The sequence below is a fragment of the Jeotgalibacillus proteolyticus genome (assembly GCF_050107735.1).
Lineage (GTDB): Bacteria > Bacillota > Bacilli > Bacillales > Jeotgalibacillaceae > Jeotgalibacillus > Jeotgalibacillus proteolyticus_A.
Genome location: NZ_JBNILO010000001.1, coordinates 360272 through 376788, shown reverse-complemented (window position 1 = coordinate 376788; position 16517 = coordinate 360272). Strand labels below are relative to the sequence as shown.

General features: G+C 41.1%; 13 protein-coding genes and 1 riboswitch. Of the genes, 6 read left to right on the top strand and 7 right to left on the bottom strand.

Features of this window, described 5'->3' with window-relative positions; genetic code table 11:
• Nucleotides 1–102 precede the first annotated feature (102 nt).
• The gene (gene serC, locus ACQCT8_RS02015) at nt 103–1215 is read left to right on the top strand and encodes a 3-phosphoserine/phosphohydroxythreonine transaminase (protein ID WP_426868017.1); all 1113 of its coding nucleotides are present in this window, start codon (nt 103–105) and stop codon (nt 1213–1215) included.
• Nucleotides 1212–2399 (top strand): phosphoglycerate dehydrogenase, encoded by a 1188-nt coding sequence (locus ACQCT8_RS02010; protein WP_426868016.1) that lies wholly within the window; start codon nt 1212–1214, stop codon nt 2397–2399. Before serC ends, ACQCT8_RS02010 begins: the two co-directional genes overlap by 4 nt.
• Nucleotides 2400–2494: 95 nt before the next feature.
• Here ACQCT8_RS02010 and ACQCT8_RS02005 read toward each other — a convergent pair whose 3' ends face one another.
• Nucleotides 2495–3532 carry an acyltransferase family protein gene (locus tag ACQCT8_RS02005; RefSeq protein WP_426868015.1) on the bottom strand — a complete coding sequence of 346 codons (1038 nt, stop codon included), beginning with the start codon at nt 3530–3532 and terminating at the stop codon, nt 2495–2497.
• Between the two features lie 340 nt (nt 3533–3872).
• Nucleotides 3873–3977: a putative holin-like toxin gene (locus ACQCT8_RS02000; protein ID WP_278240244.1), complete on the bottom strand. Its 105-nt coding sequence runs from the start codon at nt 3975–3977 to the stop codon at nt 3873–3875.
• A 293-nt stretch (nt 3978–4270) separates the two neighbouring features.
• On the opposite strand from ACQCT8_RS02000, the gene ACQCT8_RS01995 reads away from it, so the two are divergent.
• Complete coding sequence (locus tag ACQCT8_RS01995; protein ID WP_426868014.1) at nt 4271–5194, top strand: LytR family transcriptional regulator; 924 nt, start codon at nt 4271–4273, stop codon at nt 5192–5194.
• Nucleotides 5195–5235: 41 nt separating this feature from the next.
• Here the strand turns inward: ACQCT8_RS01995 and ACQCT8_RS01990 are convergent, their stop codons facing one another.
• From ACQCT8_RS01990 to ACQCT8_RS01970, 5 genes are all read right to left on the bottom strand, one after another.
• Complete coding sequence (locus ACQCT8_RS01990; protein ID WP_426868013.1) at nt 5236–6150, bottom strand: hypothetical protein; 915 nt, start codon at nt 6148–6150, stop codon at nt 5236–5238.
• A 122-nt stretch (nt 6151–6272) separates the two neighbouring features.
• Nucleotides 6273–7508 carry an MFS transporter gene (locus ACQCT8_RS01985; protein WP_426868012.1) on the bottom strand — a complete coding sequence of 412 codons (1236 nt, stop codon included), beginning with the start codon at nt 7506–7508 and terminating at the stop codon, nt 6273–6275.
• 185 nt (nt 7509–7693) lie between these two features.
• Entirely contained in the window at nt 7694–8218 is a 525-nt protein-coding gene (locus ACQCT8_RS01980; protein ID WP_426868011.1) for a VanZ family protein, read from the bottom strand.
• Between the two features lie 426 nt (nt 8219–8644).
• Nucleotides 8645–8730, bottom strand: a riboswitch (cyclic di-GMP riboswitch).
• Nucleotides 8731–8927: 197 nt separating this feature from the next.
• The gene (locus tag ACQCT8_RS01975; RefSeq protein WP_426868010.1) at nt 8928–10868 is read right to left on the bottom strand and encodes a bifunctional metallophosphatase/5'-nucleotidase; all 1941 of its coding nucleotides are present in this window, start codon (nt 10866–10868) and stop codon (nt 8928–8930) included.
• A gap of 180 nt (nt 10869–11048) precedes the next feature.
• Nucleotides 11049–12200, bottom strand: coding sequence for a glycerate kinase (locus ACQCT8_RS01970; protein WP_426868009.1), 1152 nt, complete (start codon nt 12198–12200; stop codon nt 11049–11051).
• A gap of 224 nt (nt 12201–12424) precedes the next feature.
• Here ACQCT8_RS01970 and ACQCT8_RS01965 point away from each other — a divergent pair, with 224 nt between their 5' ends.
• The 3 genes from ACQCT8_RS01965 (at nt 12425) to ACQCT8_RS01955 (ending at nt 16505) form a co-directional block, all read left to right on the top strand.
• Nucleotides 12425–13411 carry a LacI family DNA-binding transcriptional regulator gene (locus tag ACQCT8_RS01965; RefSeq protein ID WP_426868008.1) on the top strand — a complete coding sequence of 329 codons (987 nt, stop codon included), beginning with the start codon at nt 12425–12427 and terminating at the stop codon, nt 13409–13411.
• A 191-nt stretch (nt 13412–13602) separates the two neighbouring features.
• Nucleotides 13603–15000, top strand: coding sequence for a sucrose-specific PTS transporter subunit IIBC (locus ACQCT8_RS01960; RefSeq protein WP_426868007.1), 1398 nt, complete (start codon nt 13603–13605; stop codon nt 14998–15000).
• A 62-nt stretch (nt 15001–15062) separates the two neighbouring features.
• Complete coding sequence (locus ACQCT8_RS01955; protein WP_426868006.1) at nt 15063–16505, top strand: sucrose-6-phosphate hydrolase; 1443 nt, start codon at nt 15063–15065, stop codon at nt 16503–16505.
• Nucleotides 16506–16517 lie beyond the last annotated feature (12 nt).

The window sequence follows — 16517 nt, the reverse complement described above, 5'->3', positions numbered from 1 at the left end:
CATTGACACATGTCCTTCGTAGAACTATACTAAGACCTATCTTTGTGAAGAAAGTTTCATAGTTTAGCAGCTAATGGAGAAAATTAGAGGAGTTGAGTGACATTGGATCGCGTAGTAAATTTTTCCGCAGGACCTTCTGCTCTTCCGCTCGAGGTGTTGCAGCGAGCACAGTCTGAGCTGGTTAACACCAATTTTAGCGGCATGTCGGTAATGGAAATGAGTCATCGATCAAAAGCATTCGAACGAATTTTAATGAACGCACAATCCCGCCTTAAAAAAATAATGAATATACCGGATTCCTACAAAATTCTTTTTTTACAGGGGGGTGCATCATTACAATTCTCCATGATTCCATTAAATTTGTTACAAAAAGATCACAAAGCTGCCTATTTAATCACAGGTTCCTGGTCAAAAAAGGCTTTTCAGGAAGCAAAAAAAGCAGGAAAAGCAGAAATTTATGCAACTTCTGAAGAAGAAGGCTTTAAATCGATTCCGTCTTTTGCAGATTCAACTCTTTCGTCTGATACAGCTTATCTGCATATCACAGGCAACAATACTATAGAAGGAACTCGTATTACAGAGCTTCCCGATACCGGATCTGTTCCAATCGTGACCGATCTGTCATCCAGTATTTTATCAGAACGAATAAACGTGGAAGACTATGGCGTCATCTATGCGGGCGCGCAGAAAAACCTTGGTCCATCCGGAGTAACTGTTGTGATTATTAGAGAAGACTTAGTGGGAAGGGCCAGTCCATCCACTCCTGCCATGCTGGATTATGCCACACATGTAAAAGCCAATTCACTTTATAATACACCACCCACATTCGGCATCTATATGGTTGGACTTGTACTTGAGTGGATTGAATCGCTTGGGGGACTGGATGAGCTTGAAGCCCGGAATAAGGAAAAAGCTTCTTTCCTATACGAAGCAATTGATCAGTCACCCCTGTTTTCTTCTCCGGTTCATAAAAACGACCGGTCCTTGATGAACATTCCTTTTAAATCTGATGACCCGGATGTAGACTCGGCATTTCTTCATTTTGCAGAATCAAAGGGGCTGGTAGAATTAAAAGGACATCGATCAGTTGGAGGAATGCGGGCAAGCCTTTATAATGCAATGCCTTTTGAAAGTGTTGAAAGACTCGTCGCCGCTATAAAAGAGTTTGAAAAAATGACCGTAGCAACACCCGATAAAGGAGGATACAAACTGTGACCTATCAGATTCAGACGTACAATCAAATTGCAGAAGCAGGCCTTTCATTACTGCGTGACCCTTATGAGCTTAATACAGCAGAAGAGCCGGATGGTATATTGCTGAGGAGCCACTCCCTTCACGAGCAGACTCTTCCCCGTTCTGTTCAGGCGATTGCCAGAGCCGGTGCGGGAACAAATAATATTCCGCTGGACAGATGCTCAGAAAACGGCATAGTTGTTTTTAACACACCAGGAGCCAACGCAAACGCAGTGAAAGAATTAGTCCTGTCCTGTTTAATTGCCAGTGCAAGAAATTTATTCTCTGCAATCCGGTGGACTCATACACTCGAAGGCACTTCTAACGTAGCCTCTCAGGTAGAAGCAAATAAAAAAGCGTTTATTGGAAATGAAATCAGAGGCAAGAAGCTCGGGGTAATTGGTCTTGGAAATATCGGCTCTATTGTGGCAAATGATGCGCTCGCTCTCGACATGGATGTAATGGCGTATGATCCGTTTGTATCCGTTGATGTGGCCTGGACCATTTCAAGGAATGTTCAACGGGTTCATCAGCTTGAAGAGCTGCTGTCTTCCTGTGATTACATCACAATCCATGTACCGTTGTCTGAAAAAACAACTGGATTTATCGATAAAAAAGCGTTTCGTTCCATGAAGAAAGGAATGCAATTCATTAATTTTGCACGAGGGGAATTAGTGGATGAACAAGCGCTGACTCATGCCCTGGAAGATGGCACGGTTGGAAAATATATCACTGACTTTCCAAATGACCACATCTTCAGCCTTGATAATGTAGTTGCCATTCCGCATTTGGGAGCATCTACAACAGAGTCTGAAGAAAATTGTGCAATTATGGCTGCTCAGCAGTTAAAAGTGTTTTTGGAAACAGGAAATATTCGCAACTCTGTGAATCTGCCTAATGTCAGTTTACCGCTGACCTCTCCGGGCAGACTGACCATTATGCATCAAAATATACCGAACATGGTCGGTCAATTTTCCACTCTTCTCGCTGAAAGAGAATTCAATATAGCAGACATGCTTAACAGAAGCCGTGGTGACTGGGCTTATACATTAATAGATATTGATAATAAACTTACAGATAATCAGGCAGAAGATATTCTGAACCGGCTGCAGAAAATCCAAGGTGTAGTAAGAGTAAGACATCTTGTCAATGGGTGGCATGAATAAATTTATTTTTGAGAGATATATGAGAACATAAGTAGTATATAGAACTTATTAAAGGACGCCTCAGGTATTTAGTCTGAGACGTCCTTTTCTGCTGTTTAAGTAACCAGCTTTCGTTCTGGAATTGAGTTTGTCCTGTGCATAGGCTTCTTAACCTTTCCAATTCCCCATTCACCATACGGAAGAACGGAGAGCATCTTAACGATTATGATAGAAATAATCAGAGTCCCAAAGAAAATTGAAAGAAGCTGAAGAATCCGGTTATCGAAAAGCTGAACCAGGTCAGCTGCAATAAATCGTTGCACCTGCCAATGCACTAAATAAATACCAAAGGAAAATGCACTGATACGATTGATTATGAAGTAATATTTCACTCTCTTACCAATTGTTAAGAGCAGCAAAGCAAAAGAGATAGTGAATGGCAGCAAGTCCAATCTCCTTGAGTTGACGAGTGTGTACCCATTAAAGTAATTAAAAATTATAAAGGATGCTGTTAGAAATGTCGTAAGCGCAATAACCCACCAATTTTTATGTAGGAAGGCAGATACTGCACTATAATGCTTACCTATAACAAAACCTGTTGTGAAATAACCAAACCAAGCCAGAAAAGGTAAATGAAGAACAGTCCCATAATCAGCAAAAGCAGGGATATCTAATGTAATAATATAACTATAACTAAACATGACCACATAACTAATTGGCAAGAGCCAATTCATAGATATTTTCCATTTAACTACTGCATAATGAAGAATGTAAAATTGAAATATTATAATAATAAACCAGCCTATAAAAGAACCTAAAAAGATATTATTAAAGATCTTCAACGGAACATCTATAGCTGGATTAAAATGATAACGGACCAAAGCATCCACCACTGCAAAAAATAAATATGGACCAATGATCCATTTTATTCTCTTACCGAAAAAATTTTTAGGTAATTTATTATTATAACGATTAGCCAAGATAATCTCAGACAGCACTATAAATACTGGTGTGGCAAAACATAACAGGATCCGTATTATATTAAACAGATCTCCATCAGGATAACCTGAAGCCCTCCCAAATTGAGTAGTACTATGAAGCATGACAATACTTAAACAGGCAGCGGCTCTAAGAAAATTAAATTCTTTTATCATTAATGTTAACCCTCAATCAATAAAGAATATCCTCATTTAATATGAGCTTCTTATTATTAGTAGTTTTATACATTCGTATATACTCACATGAAAACAGCAGTTAGTCAATGTCTTTCAGGAGAATTTGTATATAATCAAATTTTTCTTTTAATTGAATATTTAGTTTATGAATAATTCCTTAAACGTTTAGTTGGATTTTTATGAATAAAACCGCTATAGTAGAAATATACGTAGAAAATGAGGGGCAAGCCCCCCATCTCCGCAGCAGCTTTTCATATAGACTGGCTGACTCGGAATCTGATTATTAGGAAATAACCGTTATCCTTGCCAAGGGGGACGGTTATTTCTTTTTTTGGCTGATGATTAAGGAAACGACCAGAGTGAGGACACTGATCGCCAGGACACTATATTGTGCTACCACACTCACTGCCTCATACACTGTCACCCGCACCACCTCCCTCCATTGGGAAGTAGCCTGCCAACTAATTATTGCTGCGCACAATCATTATATCACCTTTCGAACATATGTTCTATTTTATATTGGAATAAGTTCCATTTTACTGCTATGTATCTAGACAAACCAATATTATGAGTACTTAATACTATTTTAATCAGTCAAATTCGCAATAATCGACATATTATCATCAAACTTTCAATGAATCTTCGTGTTAAGATATTCCTTTTTCACTCCCATCGTGCTATCTTAATAAGAGATAATTCTGAAATGAGGGACAATGTGTGAGAAGAGAACGGAAGAAAAAGAAATGGCTGAAATGGCTTTTACTCAGTTTCGCAGTTTTGCTGCTGGGGGCTGGAGCCTACGTTTTTACAGTCTATCAATCTTTAAATACAGCTACAGAAAAAATGCATGATCCTATAGAACGTGAATCCTCTGAAAAAAGAGTAGAGCAGGTAAAATTTAATGAACAGGATCCCTTTTCTGTCCTTATGCTGGGGGTAGATGAGCGCGGTGATGATCAGGGAAGATCTGATACTATGATCGTTATGACCGTCAACCCGAAGGAAGAGACAACTAAATTGCTGAGCATCCCTAGAGATACCATGACTGAAATCGTGGGTAAAGGGATCGATGATAAAATAAATCATGCCTATGCGTTTGGCGGAATTCCTATGGCTATGGATACGGTTGAAAATTTTCTAGATATTCCAATAGACTATTATGTACAGGTAAATATGGAAGGTTTTGAAGATATTGTAGATGCAGTCGGAGGAGTGACAGTCAATAATTCCTTTGCGTTTGAGCATGGCGGACACAACTTTCCTGAAGGAGAACTCACTCTCGACGGAAACGAAGCTCTCTCCTTTTCACGTATGAGGTATGAAGATCCTGACGGAGATTTCGGACGTCAGGAAAGACAGCGTCAGATCATCCAGGGAGTTGTACGTGAAGGCGCAAGCATAAATTCACTTTGGAATTATGGAAATATTTTTGATGCGCTGGGCAACAATATAAAAACCAACCTGACATTTGATCAAATGGTAGATATTCAAAGCGAATATCGCGCCGCTGCATCAAATTTCGAACAAACTTCTATTCAAAGTGGCTATGGCGAACGCATTGATAATATTTATTATTATATTGTACCGGACGAAGAAATTCAGTCCATTCAGGCTTCACTAAAAGATCATTTAGATATATAACAGATGAAAAATCCACTGCATGCATCCATGCAGTGGATTTTTTATGTAGTAGACGAAATTAAATTATTTTTCGAAAGGTACACATTTCCTTTTTCAGTGAGCTTGTAATGAATTTTGTTTTCCACTTTTACTTTCATAACCATCGGACGCGCTCTGCTCAGCGCAGTTTGAACAGTTCGGGGACTGCCTTTATATTGCTTAAGCTGCAAAAGAATTTGATAAACCATGATGGTTCGCACCAAATTTGTGATCCCCTTTTCATGCAGATAATACAAAATCAAAAGGAGCTGCTCTTCAAAGTTTCTCAGCTTTTTAAGCTTTGCGTACTCTTCAGGCTCAATTGTTTTTACGAAAAGATCCACCTGTTTTTTTTGTTCATCGGATTCAAATTGATCAAGCAGAATTTTCCCGTTTCTTTCCTTCCGGCTATATTGAATGCGGTCTTCAATATGTTTAATGCCTAATGGAGTCATTTTATATACCTGTTGGCTGCTGGAAGTGCCCACTAATTCCAGAAAACCTTTATCTACACATTGAAAAATTGAAAAATGAATATTATTTGGCAGAAGAATTTCTGCCTTCGGGTAGAGTTTGCTAAGGGTACGTGCAGTCGTAACCTCATTTCGCTGAAATAAAGAAAGGTAATACGAAAAAGAAAGTACATACAGCCATTCTGTAGAAGGTTCAATCTCCTCAAGCAGCGTCACAAGTTCATTTTTTTCTGCGTCTAGGGCTGATGCTTCTGCCTTCTCTTCCTCAGTCACCTCATTTTTACGGGTAGGGGAATTTGTGTTGATTTGAATTTTAATTTCTTTTTCTAAAGAAGATGAATCTCTATTATCGGACAAATGATCTAAAAGAGTTCTGAGGTGATGTTCAATGACTTGTGGAGATCCTTTTATGGAATGCTCACCATCTAAATATTGAAGGGTAAGAAGTAACTCTTGATTCTTCAAAAAGTCGCCTCCTAAAAGAGTAGTTTTCATCCTTTTACTGGTAAAGGATGTAGGACTTTCATTAAAGATTAATTTTATCATAACTTCTTCATTTAAGCATAGGGTATATGATTTTCTTTCTGTTAAAAATTTCTCCTTTTTCGAAGCAAAAGGACGAAAAAGAGTGCCACAAGAATGAGGCCACCCATGACCAGCCATGAGATCTTAAAGCTGCCGGAAATGTCCGATATCCACCCAAGCAATGGCGGCAGTACCATCACGCCCATCGAGCCGATCGTTAAACTGAAGCCACTTGCAAGTCCAGCCCTCTGTGGTTCTGTCAATTCCGTTGCAATATTCATCCAGAGGCCGTTAAAACCTGAAACCGCAAATCCAAGGGTAAATAGAAGTATACATAGAATCCAAACAGGGGTAACCGGAGTAAGAAATATCATTGCGACAGCTCCAGTGGAAGCCACAACCATCAGGATGAGTGTAACCGGGAATCTCCTTCCTTCAAACAAAGCATCACTTATCGTTCCCCATACAATCCTGCCTGCAGAACCCCCTATTTCAGAGAGAACATACATCGTCCCTGCAATGCCCAGTCCAAATAAAAGCTCATTGCCTATGTAAAATAAAACATAGATTGTCAGACTCATCTGAGAGCCATTTAATATAAAAGCAGCCAAACTAATCAAAAGCAGATCACGGTTCGTTGCCATATGCTTTATTTTAGTTACAAGCGATTCTTCATTTTGATTTTTCTTTTTATTTACGACAGCGTTCTCATTGTATAGAAAAGATGAGATCACCCCGACAGCAAACAGGATTAAACAAGAAGCGGTCACGGCCATTTTCCAATCTGTATAAAGAGCAAAAGGAAGAAGAGCAGCTGCTGCGAGCGCAGATCCAAGAGTAATTCCCATTTGTTTAATTCCCATTGCCATTCCTCTGCGTCTTTGGGGAAACCAGTAGAGTATTCCCCTGTTTGTAACCGGGTGCATCGTGCCATACGCCATTCCCCCCAGTAAAATACACAGCAATAAAAAAGCATAAGAAGTCACGATAGTAGTGGCTGCATAAAAAACACCTAAAAGGAGACATACAATAAATAGAAGCTTTTTTGTTCCGATTCGGTCAACCACTATTCCGCTTGGAATACTAACGAGCATTTGACCTGCAAATAATGCAGATGGAAGTCCGCCAACCTGGGCATTAGATAAACGTAAATCTGAAGCAATTAGGGGAGAAAGAGGTGCGATCCCTCTGCCAACCAGTGCGACAAGAACTTGAGCAAGCAGCAGCAAACCAAGCATCTGCCAGGCCCGTTTTGCCTGATAGACCGATCCATCCACTGTATGGGGGTGATTCTTCATGTCATCTCCTGCCTTTCAACACTCATCCTGACCGGCAATCTAATAACTACATCTTGTTAAATACAATTATAGAAAAGATAGTTTTTTTCCTCAGTGGTGGTATTTATCTTTTTTCCTCCACTACCCTGCACATCTAGTATTTTTCAATACTAAAATCAGGGGGTCTATGATGAGCTTTACAATTCTTAATTATATCTCCTGGAAATCCGATACACGTAGTATACTGCTATCGCCAGCATCCCCCCCGACATATCCAGCAAGACGTCCTGAATGAGTGGTGTCCTTCCGCCTGTTAAATGTTGCCGATACTCATCAAGAGAAGCAAAGAATAGCAAAAATACAAAGGTCGCTGTTGAAGAAACAAGAAGTTTAGTATAGACATAATGCAAAAAGCTGCTCAAAAACAACCCGATCATAAAAAAGAAGCCTACATGCGCCCCTTTACGAATAAAGAACTCGATAAACCCTGCATATCCGATCGCTTCAATACTTACAACAGACTTCGCATACGTAAATTCAATCCAGGAAAGCTGGTCGCTAAACAGCTCCCTCGCTGTGATCCGGTCCAAAATCGGAACTAATGATTGCTGTTCATAGGTTTGCGAGGAGGAAAACCAGATTGCGCCGCAAAAAAGAATAAAAGGAAATAATCGCAGCAAAGCACCTTTTAATTGTTTCTTCTTGTAAGTTTCTCTTCTCTGCCTTCTCAATTTAATTCCCCTTTTCTTTAACGATGCAAGCTTTGGTAGACTAACTCTCTTTTTCTATTATATGTATACTCTCTAGTAAAGTTCTTTTAACTATCGATCATACCATGAAATGAATAAACAGTCCCTGTTCACTTCAAGCGGCTCTATCATTTCTGTCAACAGAACTGGCAGGTAAAAAAAGAAGACTGCTTAAAAGTTCGCTCACACGAATTTTTAAGCAGCCTCCTATAGAAGCCATTTAGCGCTTGCGTCCGGAACTGTCCGGTTTTTTCTTGCCGCAAACAATGCAGGTGTCCGTATAAAAGTTATATCGATGCTTTTTCTTAAATCTGCAATCAAACCAATATTTTAGCTTCATAGGGTCACAAACTCACTCATCCAAGTTACTTTCAACTTTATTCCTCCTAAAATACAAGAATATCGTATTTCAGCGGCTCAGCCATCGTAGTAAACCTACCTTAGATCTGTAGCTTTGCAGTCTCAGCTTTTCAGCTGGTTTGCCTTTTATAGTACTAAAAATATTCTTTTCTCTATGAATATAATAGCATTCTCCATTACAAAAGCAAGAAAATTATATATTATGTATATTGTGTGGGTATATATAACTAGCACACGCTAGTTTATGTATCCAATATTTAATGAAGAGACTGAGACGAATAACCCTTGTCCCAGTCTCTTGATCGTATACTTTTTAAAGGTTCGTATAAATTTATTGCGCTGTAATGCGCCCTTCTATTTCAGGGATTTGCTGACCTGATGAAATGGCTTCAATTAAAATCGCGCTTAGTAATTCGCCACTGTTGTATTCAATAAATTCTTCACCAAACATGGTATAGCCGTCTCCCCCAATAGCGGTGAAGTCATTTGTTGCTACTGTATATTCCTTTGTTTCGTCCAGAGGTTCTCCGTCAACCAGCACTTCCTTCACTCGTGATCCTTCAGCAAGGGATGGATCGTACGTGAAGCTCATACCTGAGACATGCAGAAACCCTCCATTCTCAGCTGGAGCAAGACGAACTGAGTGCTCAAGAGCTGCTTTAATCGCAGCACCGTCTATCTTCATTTGCACCAGTGTATTAACAAATGGCAGCACTTCTTCAACATCTCCGCGGGTGACCTCCCCTGCTTCGATGCTTGCACGGATTCCTCCGCCATTAGTAAAGGCAATATCGCTGCCAAGAGTCGTTCTCATAGAGTCTGCGATTAAGTTGCCAAGATTGGTTTCCTGAGTTCGTACAAGTCTTCTGTCACCTTCAAGCTTTACATCTGTGCTCCCAATCACAACATTTAGCAGCTCATCCACCTCATCCTTATACGGCTGAATGATGTCATTGATGCCTGATTTCCCCTCTATTGCTGGATTGTCACGATAAAGAAATCCGTTGATTCCTATCAATTCATCTTCATGGAATACAAGATTGGTGTGTCCAAGTGCTTTTCCGTATTCAAAGGCTTGAGTAACATATGCCTCATCATACTTCACAGGAGTTTCAAATGTGTCATGGCTGTGTCCGCCAAGGATCAAATCTACTCCTTCTACCTCATCAGCAATCATTTCATCCGTGACTTTTCCGGAATGAGAGAGAAGAATGATATGGTCCACTTCGTCCTCAATTGCATCAACAATTTCCTGCGTACGGGTAACTTCATCTTCAAAAACGATGCCTTCCAAATTTTTCGGGCTCGTTTTTACAGCTGTGTCCGTAGCCGTCATACCGATCACACCGAATTTTCTACCGCCGCGCTCCAGCACAATATAGTCTTCCAAATATGGGTCCCCATTTTTGAGAATATTTCCGGAAACGAGCGGGAAATTCATTTCTTCAGCAGCTTCAAGCAAATATTCATTGCCGTAATTAAAATCATGGTTGCCAGGAACCATTGCATCAAAGCCCATTTCGTTCATAGCTTCTATTGCCGGCTGGCCATTAAAATTATTCACGACAGCCGTGCCGTGCAAGGTATCGCCCATATCAAATAATAAGGCACCTGGATCGTGATCTCTGACGTCGTCTACAATCTGGGCTACTTTCGCAAGACCCATTTCTCCAAGCTCTTCATTATGCAAAATCCGACCGTGAAAGTCATTTGTATGGACAATGGGCATCATCTCAAAAGACGAATCAAACGTTTCCATCAAATCTGCCAGTTCGTAAGTTGTTAAAGGCTTTTTAGGATGTATTGTGTTTCTCTTATGTGTTTCAATCAGACCAAGGGCCGCGGCTGCAGACATTTCCTTAATATATGCCGGTTTAATGGCCCTGAAATCTTTGTAGGAAAATAGATGTCTGACAGAATAATAGTCTCGAAGATTTAAGGAGCGGACTAGAAATACATAGGCTTGCTCTTTCGTAATTTTTTCGTTAGGACCAAATTCTTCAATCATTTTTTCATCAAGAATACCAACTCGGATCGCAGCATCTATGTACGGTTTATCTGCATCTGAGACATCATCAAAAGGCAGTTCTTCAGGAGTTTGCAGGTCAATCCCAATGGTAGTGACCAATTCCTTTAAGAAGATAGTTCCTGTAATCTTTTCATTTTTGCCAGGTGCATTACCTGATAAAGCATCCGACGAACCTGTAAATGCTGAAAACGAAAGTGAGAACGCTAACAAAAGTACTAAAAAAGCTTTACATCCAGCTCTCAAACTAAACCCTCCCTATTTAACTAGTCGTATTACCTCTTTATCATAAAGCTTGAGCAATAGCTGAAACAACTCTTAATTTGTAAAATTTTATTAAATATTGACAATTTTAAAAAAGCTCTTCATTCGACAGTTATTTCCTGGGACATAAGCACAGTGAGTGATGAAAGCTTTCAAAATTAATTACATTGAACTGTTTCTTTGAGCTGATGACCATAATCGTGCCAGATTTTCAGCCGTTGTTTCGACATTCCTTGAGCCATCTTCTAAAGCAGCTTTCAGGGAAACGGCTCCATTTACTATACTGAAGGCCGCATCGATACCGTAATCATAGACAGCTTCATATCCCTCTCCAAGGCTGCCCGCCAACGCAACTACCTTTGCTTCACCACATATTTTTGCTCTTTTCGCTACCCCGACAGGCGCTTTGCCTTGTATCGTTTGATAGTCCATTTTCCCTTCACCTGTAATCACAAGGTCCGCGTCATACACTTTTTGATCAAATTGAATGACGTCCAGCACCAGATCAATTCCGCTTGTCAGTTCACCGTTTAAAAAAGCGATAATTCCTGCTCCGAGACCGCCAGCTGCTCCTGCTCCTGCCTCTCCGTCCACCATCTTATGCAGCTCTTTTTCAAGTATGGCGGCATAGTGCGTAAGAGATTGATCCAGCACGGCAGCCATCTCCTCATCTGCCCCTTTTTGAGGTCCGAATACCGCTGAAGCACCGTGCGGACCGGTTAAGGGATTCGTTACATCGCAGGCAGCTTTTATTTTCACCTGCTTAAGTCTCGAATCAAGGCCTGTGATGTCTATGCTGGCTAAACGCTTTAATGCCGCACCTCCGGGAGAAAGTTCCTGTCCGGATTTATCGTATAGTTTTACGCCAAGCGCCTGAGCCATGCCTGCGCCTCCATCATTAGTAGCTGACCCGCCGAGTCCAAGTACGATGGTTTCAACTCCCTGATCCAGTGCATGTTTAATCAGCTCACCAGTCCCCCTGGTAGTCGTATATAAAGGGTTTCGTCTGTCTCGGGGCACCAGATGAAGACCCGATGCAGCTGCCATTTCTATAACAGCCGTTTTTCTGTCGCCTGTTAGTCCATAAAAAGCCATGACCGGTTCACCCAGCGGACCGGTCACATTCACCGGCAGGATCTCCCCTCCAGTGGCTGCTGCGATTGAGTGAACGGTTCCTTCTCCTCCATCGGCGATAGGCAGCAAAACATAATCTGCCTCAGGGAACACTTTTTTAAAGCCTTTTTCGATTGAAAGACAAACTTCCATTGCTGACATGCTTTCTTTAAATGAATCCGGTGCGCATACGATTTTCATTTATCCACCTGCCTACTCATTATTTTTCATACTTTTAAAAGTCCAGTAAATTCATATCTTCTCATTTATTTTACTACTTTATAGTGCCCTGTTGAATTATCCTTATTACACCTTCTTGAAAAGAGGACAAAACTCCTCTTTTCTGTCTCATAGTTCTCCCTTCATAGACAGAAGAAGGAAAGTACCCTAAAATAAATGATAGATTAAGCTTGGGAGGCGTTTCAATGACCACTATAAATGATATAGCGAAAATGGCGAACGTGTCCCGTACGACAGTTTCCAGAGTATTTAATAATGGCTATGTAAGCGAGGATGTACGCAAGAGAATTATGAAAATCGTTGAGGAAACCGGGTACACACCCAGTCTTTCTGCAAAATCATTGCGCACAAAAAAATCCGGTGTAATCGGCGTTATTCTCCCAAAAATCAGCACAGAAACAGCAAGTCGTGTTGTCAGCGGGATTAATGAAGTGGTCGCTAAAGAGGACTTTCAAATTCTATTAACGGATACCGAGCTGCAAAAAGAAAAAGAAATCGAATATATACGCCTGTTGAAAAGCCGGCATGTAGACGGAATTATTTTACTTGCCACCAACATTAATGCTGGTTTAATTAAAGCGATCACAGCAGCGGACCTTCCTTTCATTTCAATTGGCCAGGATTTGCCTGGTGTTACGTCTATTTTGTATGATGACTACCACGCAGCTTCCGACGTGACCACTTTGCTCATTACCCATCAGCATACTAAAATTGCATATATCGGAGTTGGAGAAGAAGATCCTTCAGTAGGAAGGCAGCGAAAAATGGGCTATCTGGATACGTTAGCGAAATTCAATCTTCCGATCAAAGAGGAATGGATTGAAGAAGGCGACTTCAGCATTGAATCGGGGTATGAATGTACGAAAAAAATCATAAAGAATAGTGAAACTGACTTGCCATCAGCCATTTTCGCGGTAACAGACCGGATGGCGATCGGCGCTATGGAATATTTACGCGAACAGGGCTTTGGAATACCAAAAGATATGGCAGTTGCAGGTATTGGTGCTTCCACGATGTCAAAATATCTAACGCCATCGTTAACAACTGTGGACTATTTTAATAAAGAAGCAGGTGAAAAGGCAGCAAGGCATCTGCTTGCTCAAATGATTCAAAAAAAGGACAAAGAAAAATTCACGCAAACCTATAGACTGATTAAAAGAGATAGTGTATAGTACTAATCATTAAAGGACATGTAATCGATTCCACACATGTTCCTTTTATTTTTTACAGATCATTACAAACGCTTACATTTTTATTTTTCCAATATGGAATCGATCACATATATTGAACACTTAAAGTGAGCTGGAACGATTTTAATAGGTGTGGAATCGATCACATATTAACGATAAAAGGAGGAATTATCATGGCTGAATATTCAGATATTGCAAAGCAAGTCATTGAGGCGATCGGCGGAGAAGAAAACATCCAGTCGATTGCACACTGTGCCACCCGCTTAAGAGTGATGGTGCACGACCGCGAAAAAGTAGATACAGAGGCAATTGAAAATATTGATAAAGTGAAAGGGGCGTTTTACAACTCCGGACAGTATCAAATAATCTTTGGAACCGGTACGGTAAACCGGGTGTTTGAAGCGGTAGAAGCGCTTGGCATTACGGGCAGCACAAAGGCGGATATTAAAAATGAATCCGCTAAGCAGGGAACTGCATTTCAACGTGCCATCCGGGTATTTGGAGATGTATTCGTTCCGATCATCCCTGTACTTGTAGCAACAGGACTTTTTATGGGACTTCGCGGTCTGCTATTGCAGGAAGCAGTACTCGGCTGGTTTGGTTTAACTCCCGACAGCATTCCAGAAAATTTAATTCTTTTTACAGAAGTATTGACGGATACGGCATTTATTTTTCTTCCGGCACTCGTAGCCTGGTCAGCGTTTAGAGTCTTTGGCGGCACTCCGATTATCGGTCTCGTGCTCGGACTCATGCTCGTTTCACCTGCCCTTCCAAACGCCTGGGCTGTTGCTGAAGGGGCTGCTGAACCAATTTATTTCTTTGACTTTATTCCGATCATTGGCTATCAGGGATCGGTTCTTCCCGCGTTTTTCGCCGGATTTGTTGGGGCTAAACTTGAAAAAGCGCTTCGAAAACGAATTCCAGAAGCACTTGACTTAATTTTAACTCCTTTTCTTGTTTTGCTGATCATGATTGCGTTGTCTCTATTTATTATCGGTCCGATTCTTCATGCTGCTGAAAACGGTATTTTTGAAGCGATGCTTTTCCTTCTTGACCTGCCATTTGGCTTGAGCGGCCTGATCATTGGTGCTACCCATCAAATCATTGTTATTACAGGGATTCACCATATCTTTAACTTCCTTGAAATCCAGCTGCTCGAGAATCTGGGCTTCAATCCATTTAACCCGATCATTACAGGAGCAATCGCAGCACAAGGTGGAGCTGCACTTGCGGTTGCAGTAAAAACAAGCTCGAAAAAGCTAAAGGCACTTGCTTTTCCTTCTGCTCTCTCAGCCTTTTTAGGGATTACTGAGCCTGCTATTTTCGGTGTTAACCTTCGTTATATGAAGCCGTTTGTCATGGGCTTGATCGGTGGAGCGGCTTCTGGCTTTCTTGCCTCTATTCTTAATTTGCAGGGTACAGGTATGGCCATTACCGTTATTCCGGGAACGCTGTTATACTTGAATGAACAGATCTTTGGCTATTTACTCGTAAATGCAGTGGCAATTGGCGTAGGCTTTGCCCTGACCTATCTATTCGGCTTCTCAGATAAAATGCTGGATAAAAAATAATAAACTAAAAAGAGACCTGGATCACGTTCTGGGTCTTCTTTTATTATAAGGAGCTCTTGATGATGAGTCTTAATAAAGAACTTACAAAACAAGCGTATGAAGAAGTTGAAAAACACACGGAAAGAGTTCAAAAAGATCCATATTTTCCTGGTTTTCATTTAGCTCCTCCTACTGGATTGCTCAATGATCCAAATGGCTGGATTCAATGGAAAGGTGTTTATCACCTCTTTTTTCAGTGGATGCCGTTTAAAACGGGACACGGCGCTAAATTCTGGGGACACTTCAGCTCAGAAAATCTGACAGACTGGACGTTAGAGCCGATTGCCCTGACTCCAGGTGACTGGTATGACAAAAATGGATGTTACTCAGGAAGCGCCATTATTCATGAGGACAAGCTGAAGCTCTTTTATACAGGAAATGTGAAGGACGAAAACGGTAATCGTGAAAGCTATCAATGCTTAGCTGAAAGTAAGGACGGTTTCTCGTTTTCGAAAAAAGGGGTTCAAGTTGAACTTCCAGATGAATACACGCCCCATTTTCGTGATCCGAAAGTGTGGAAGCACAACGGCCGTTGGTATATGGTGATCGGTGCACAAACGAAAGAGGAAAAAGGTGCCGTTGCCCTATTTGAATCAACGGATTTAAAAGAATGGAGAAATAGAGGAACGATCAGTCACGCCAACCAGGCGCCCCTTTCCGCGTTCGGCTACATGTGGGAATGTCCAGATATTTTCTCATTGAGCGGGAAGGATGTTTTGCTGTTTTCTCCACAGGGACTTTCACCGGATGGCATTCAGTTTAATAACACGTATCAATCTGGTTATGTATTGGGTGAGTTGGATTACCCCAAAGCTTCCTTTAACCACGGATCTTTTGAGGAAATCGACCGGGGCTTTGAATTTTATGCTCCGCAAACGACAGAGGATGAAAAAGGAAGACGTATTTTATTTGGCTGGATGGGCGTGCCTGACCAGCAGGAATTCGATCAGCCTACCATTCAAAACGGATGGGTCCATCAGATGACGCTGCCAAGAGAACTTCGCCTCGTCAACGGCCGTCTGCATCAGCTCCCGCTGCCTGAGCTTGAAGAGCTGCGCGCAGAAAATGTCTTTAATGGTCCGATAGACAGTCAGTATGAAGGTTCAATTGCCCGGACCTCTGAAATTCAACTAAAAGGAACGGTGAAAAAGCTCTGTTTGTTTGACAATATGACGCTCACTTATGACCCAAAACAAAGCCTTTTGACTCTTGAAAGACCAAATGTTGCAGATGGTAAGCCAGAGAGAAGGAGCTGTATTCTTTCCAGTGCTCTTAACAGCCTTCATCTCTACATCGATCACTCCTCGCTTGAGATTTTTGTTAACGATGGAGAAGCCGTTTTTACTTCAAGAATGTTTGCTGATCCTGCTAACCGTTCGCTCGTTATCGAGTCCGGCGGAAAGGTTGACATGTCGATCTGGAAGCTTAAAGACAATACTGTCTCTTACATGAATCATCCCGAATAGTGATATGAAAAA

Coding starts and splice junctions, on each gene's coding strand:
- ACQCT8_RS02005 (WP_426868015.1), bottom strand. CDS start 3,532: ATGATAAAAGAATTTAATTTTCTTAGAGCCGCTGCCTGTTTAAGTATT.
- ACQCT8_RS01985 (WP_426868012.1), bottom strand. CDS start 7,508: ATGAAGAATCACCCCCATACAGTGGATGGATCGGTCTATCAGGCAAAA.
- ACQCT8_RS01970 (WP_426868009.1), bottom strand. CDS start 12,200: ATGAAAATCGTATGCGCACCGGATTCATTTAAAGAAAGCATGTCAGCA.
- ACQCT8_RS01965 (WP_426868008.1), top strand. CDS start 12,425: ATGACCACTATAAATGATATAGCGAAAATGGCGAACGTGTCCCGTACG.
- ACQCT8_RS01960 (WP_426868007.1), top strand. CDS start 13,603: ATGGCTGAATATTCAGATATTGCAAAGCAAGTCATTGAGGCGATCGGC.
- ACQCT8_RS01955 (WP_426868006.1), top strand. CDS start 15,063: ATGAGTCTTAATAAAGAACTTACAAAACAAGCGTATGAAGAAGTTGAA.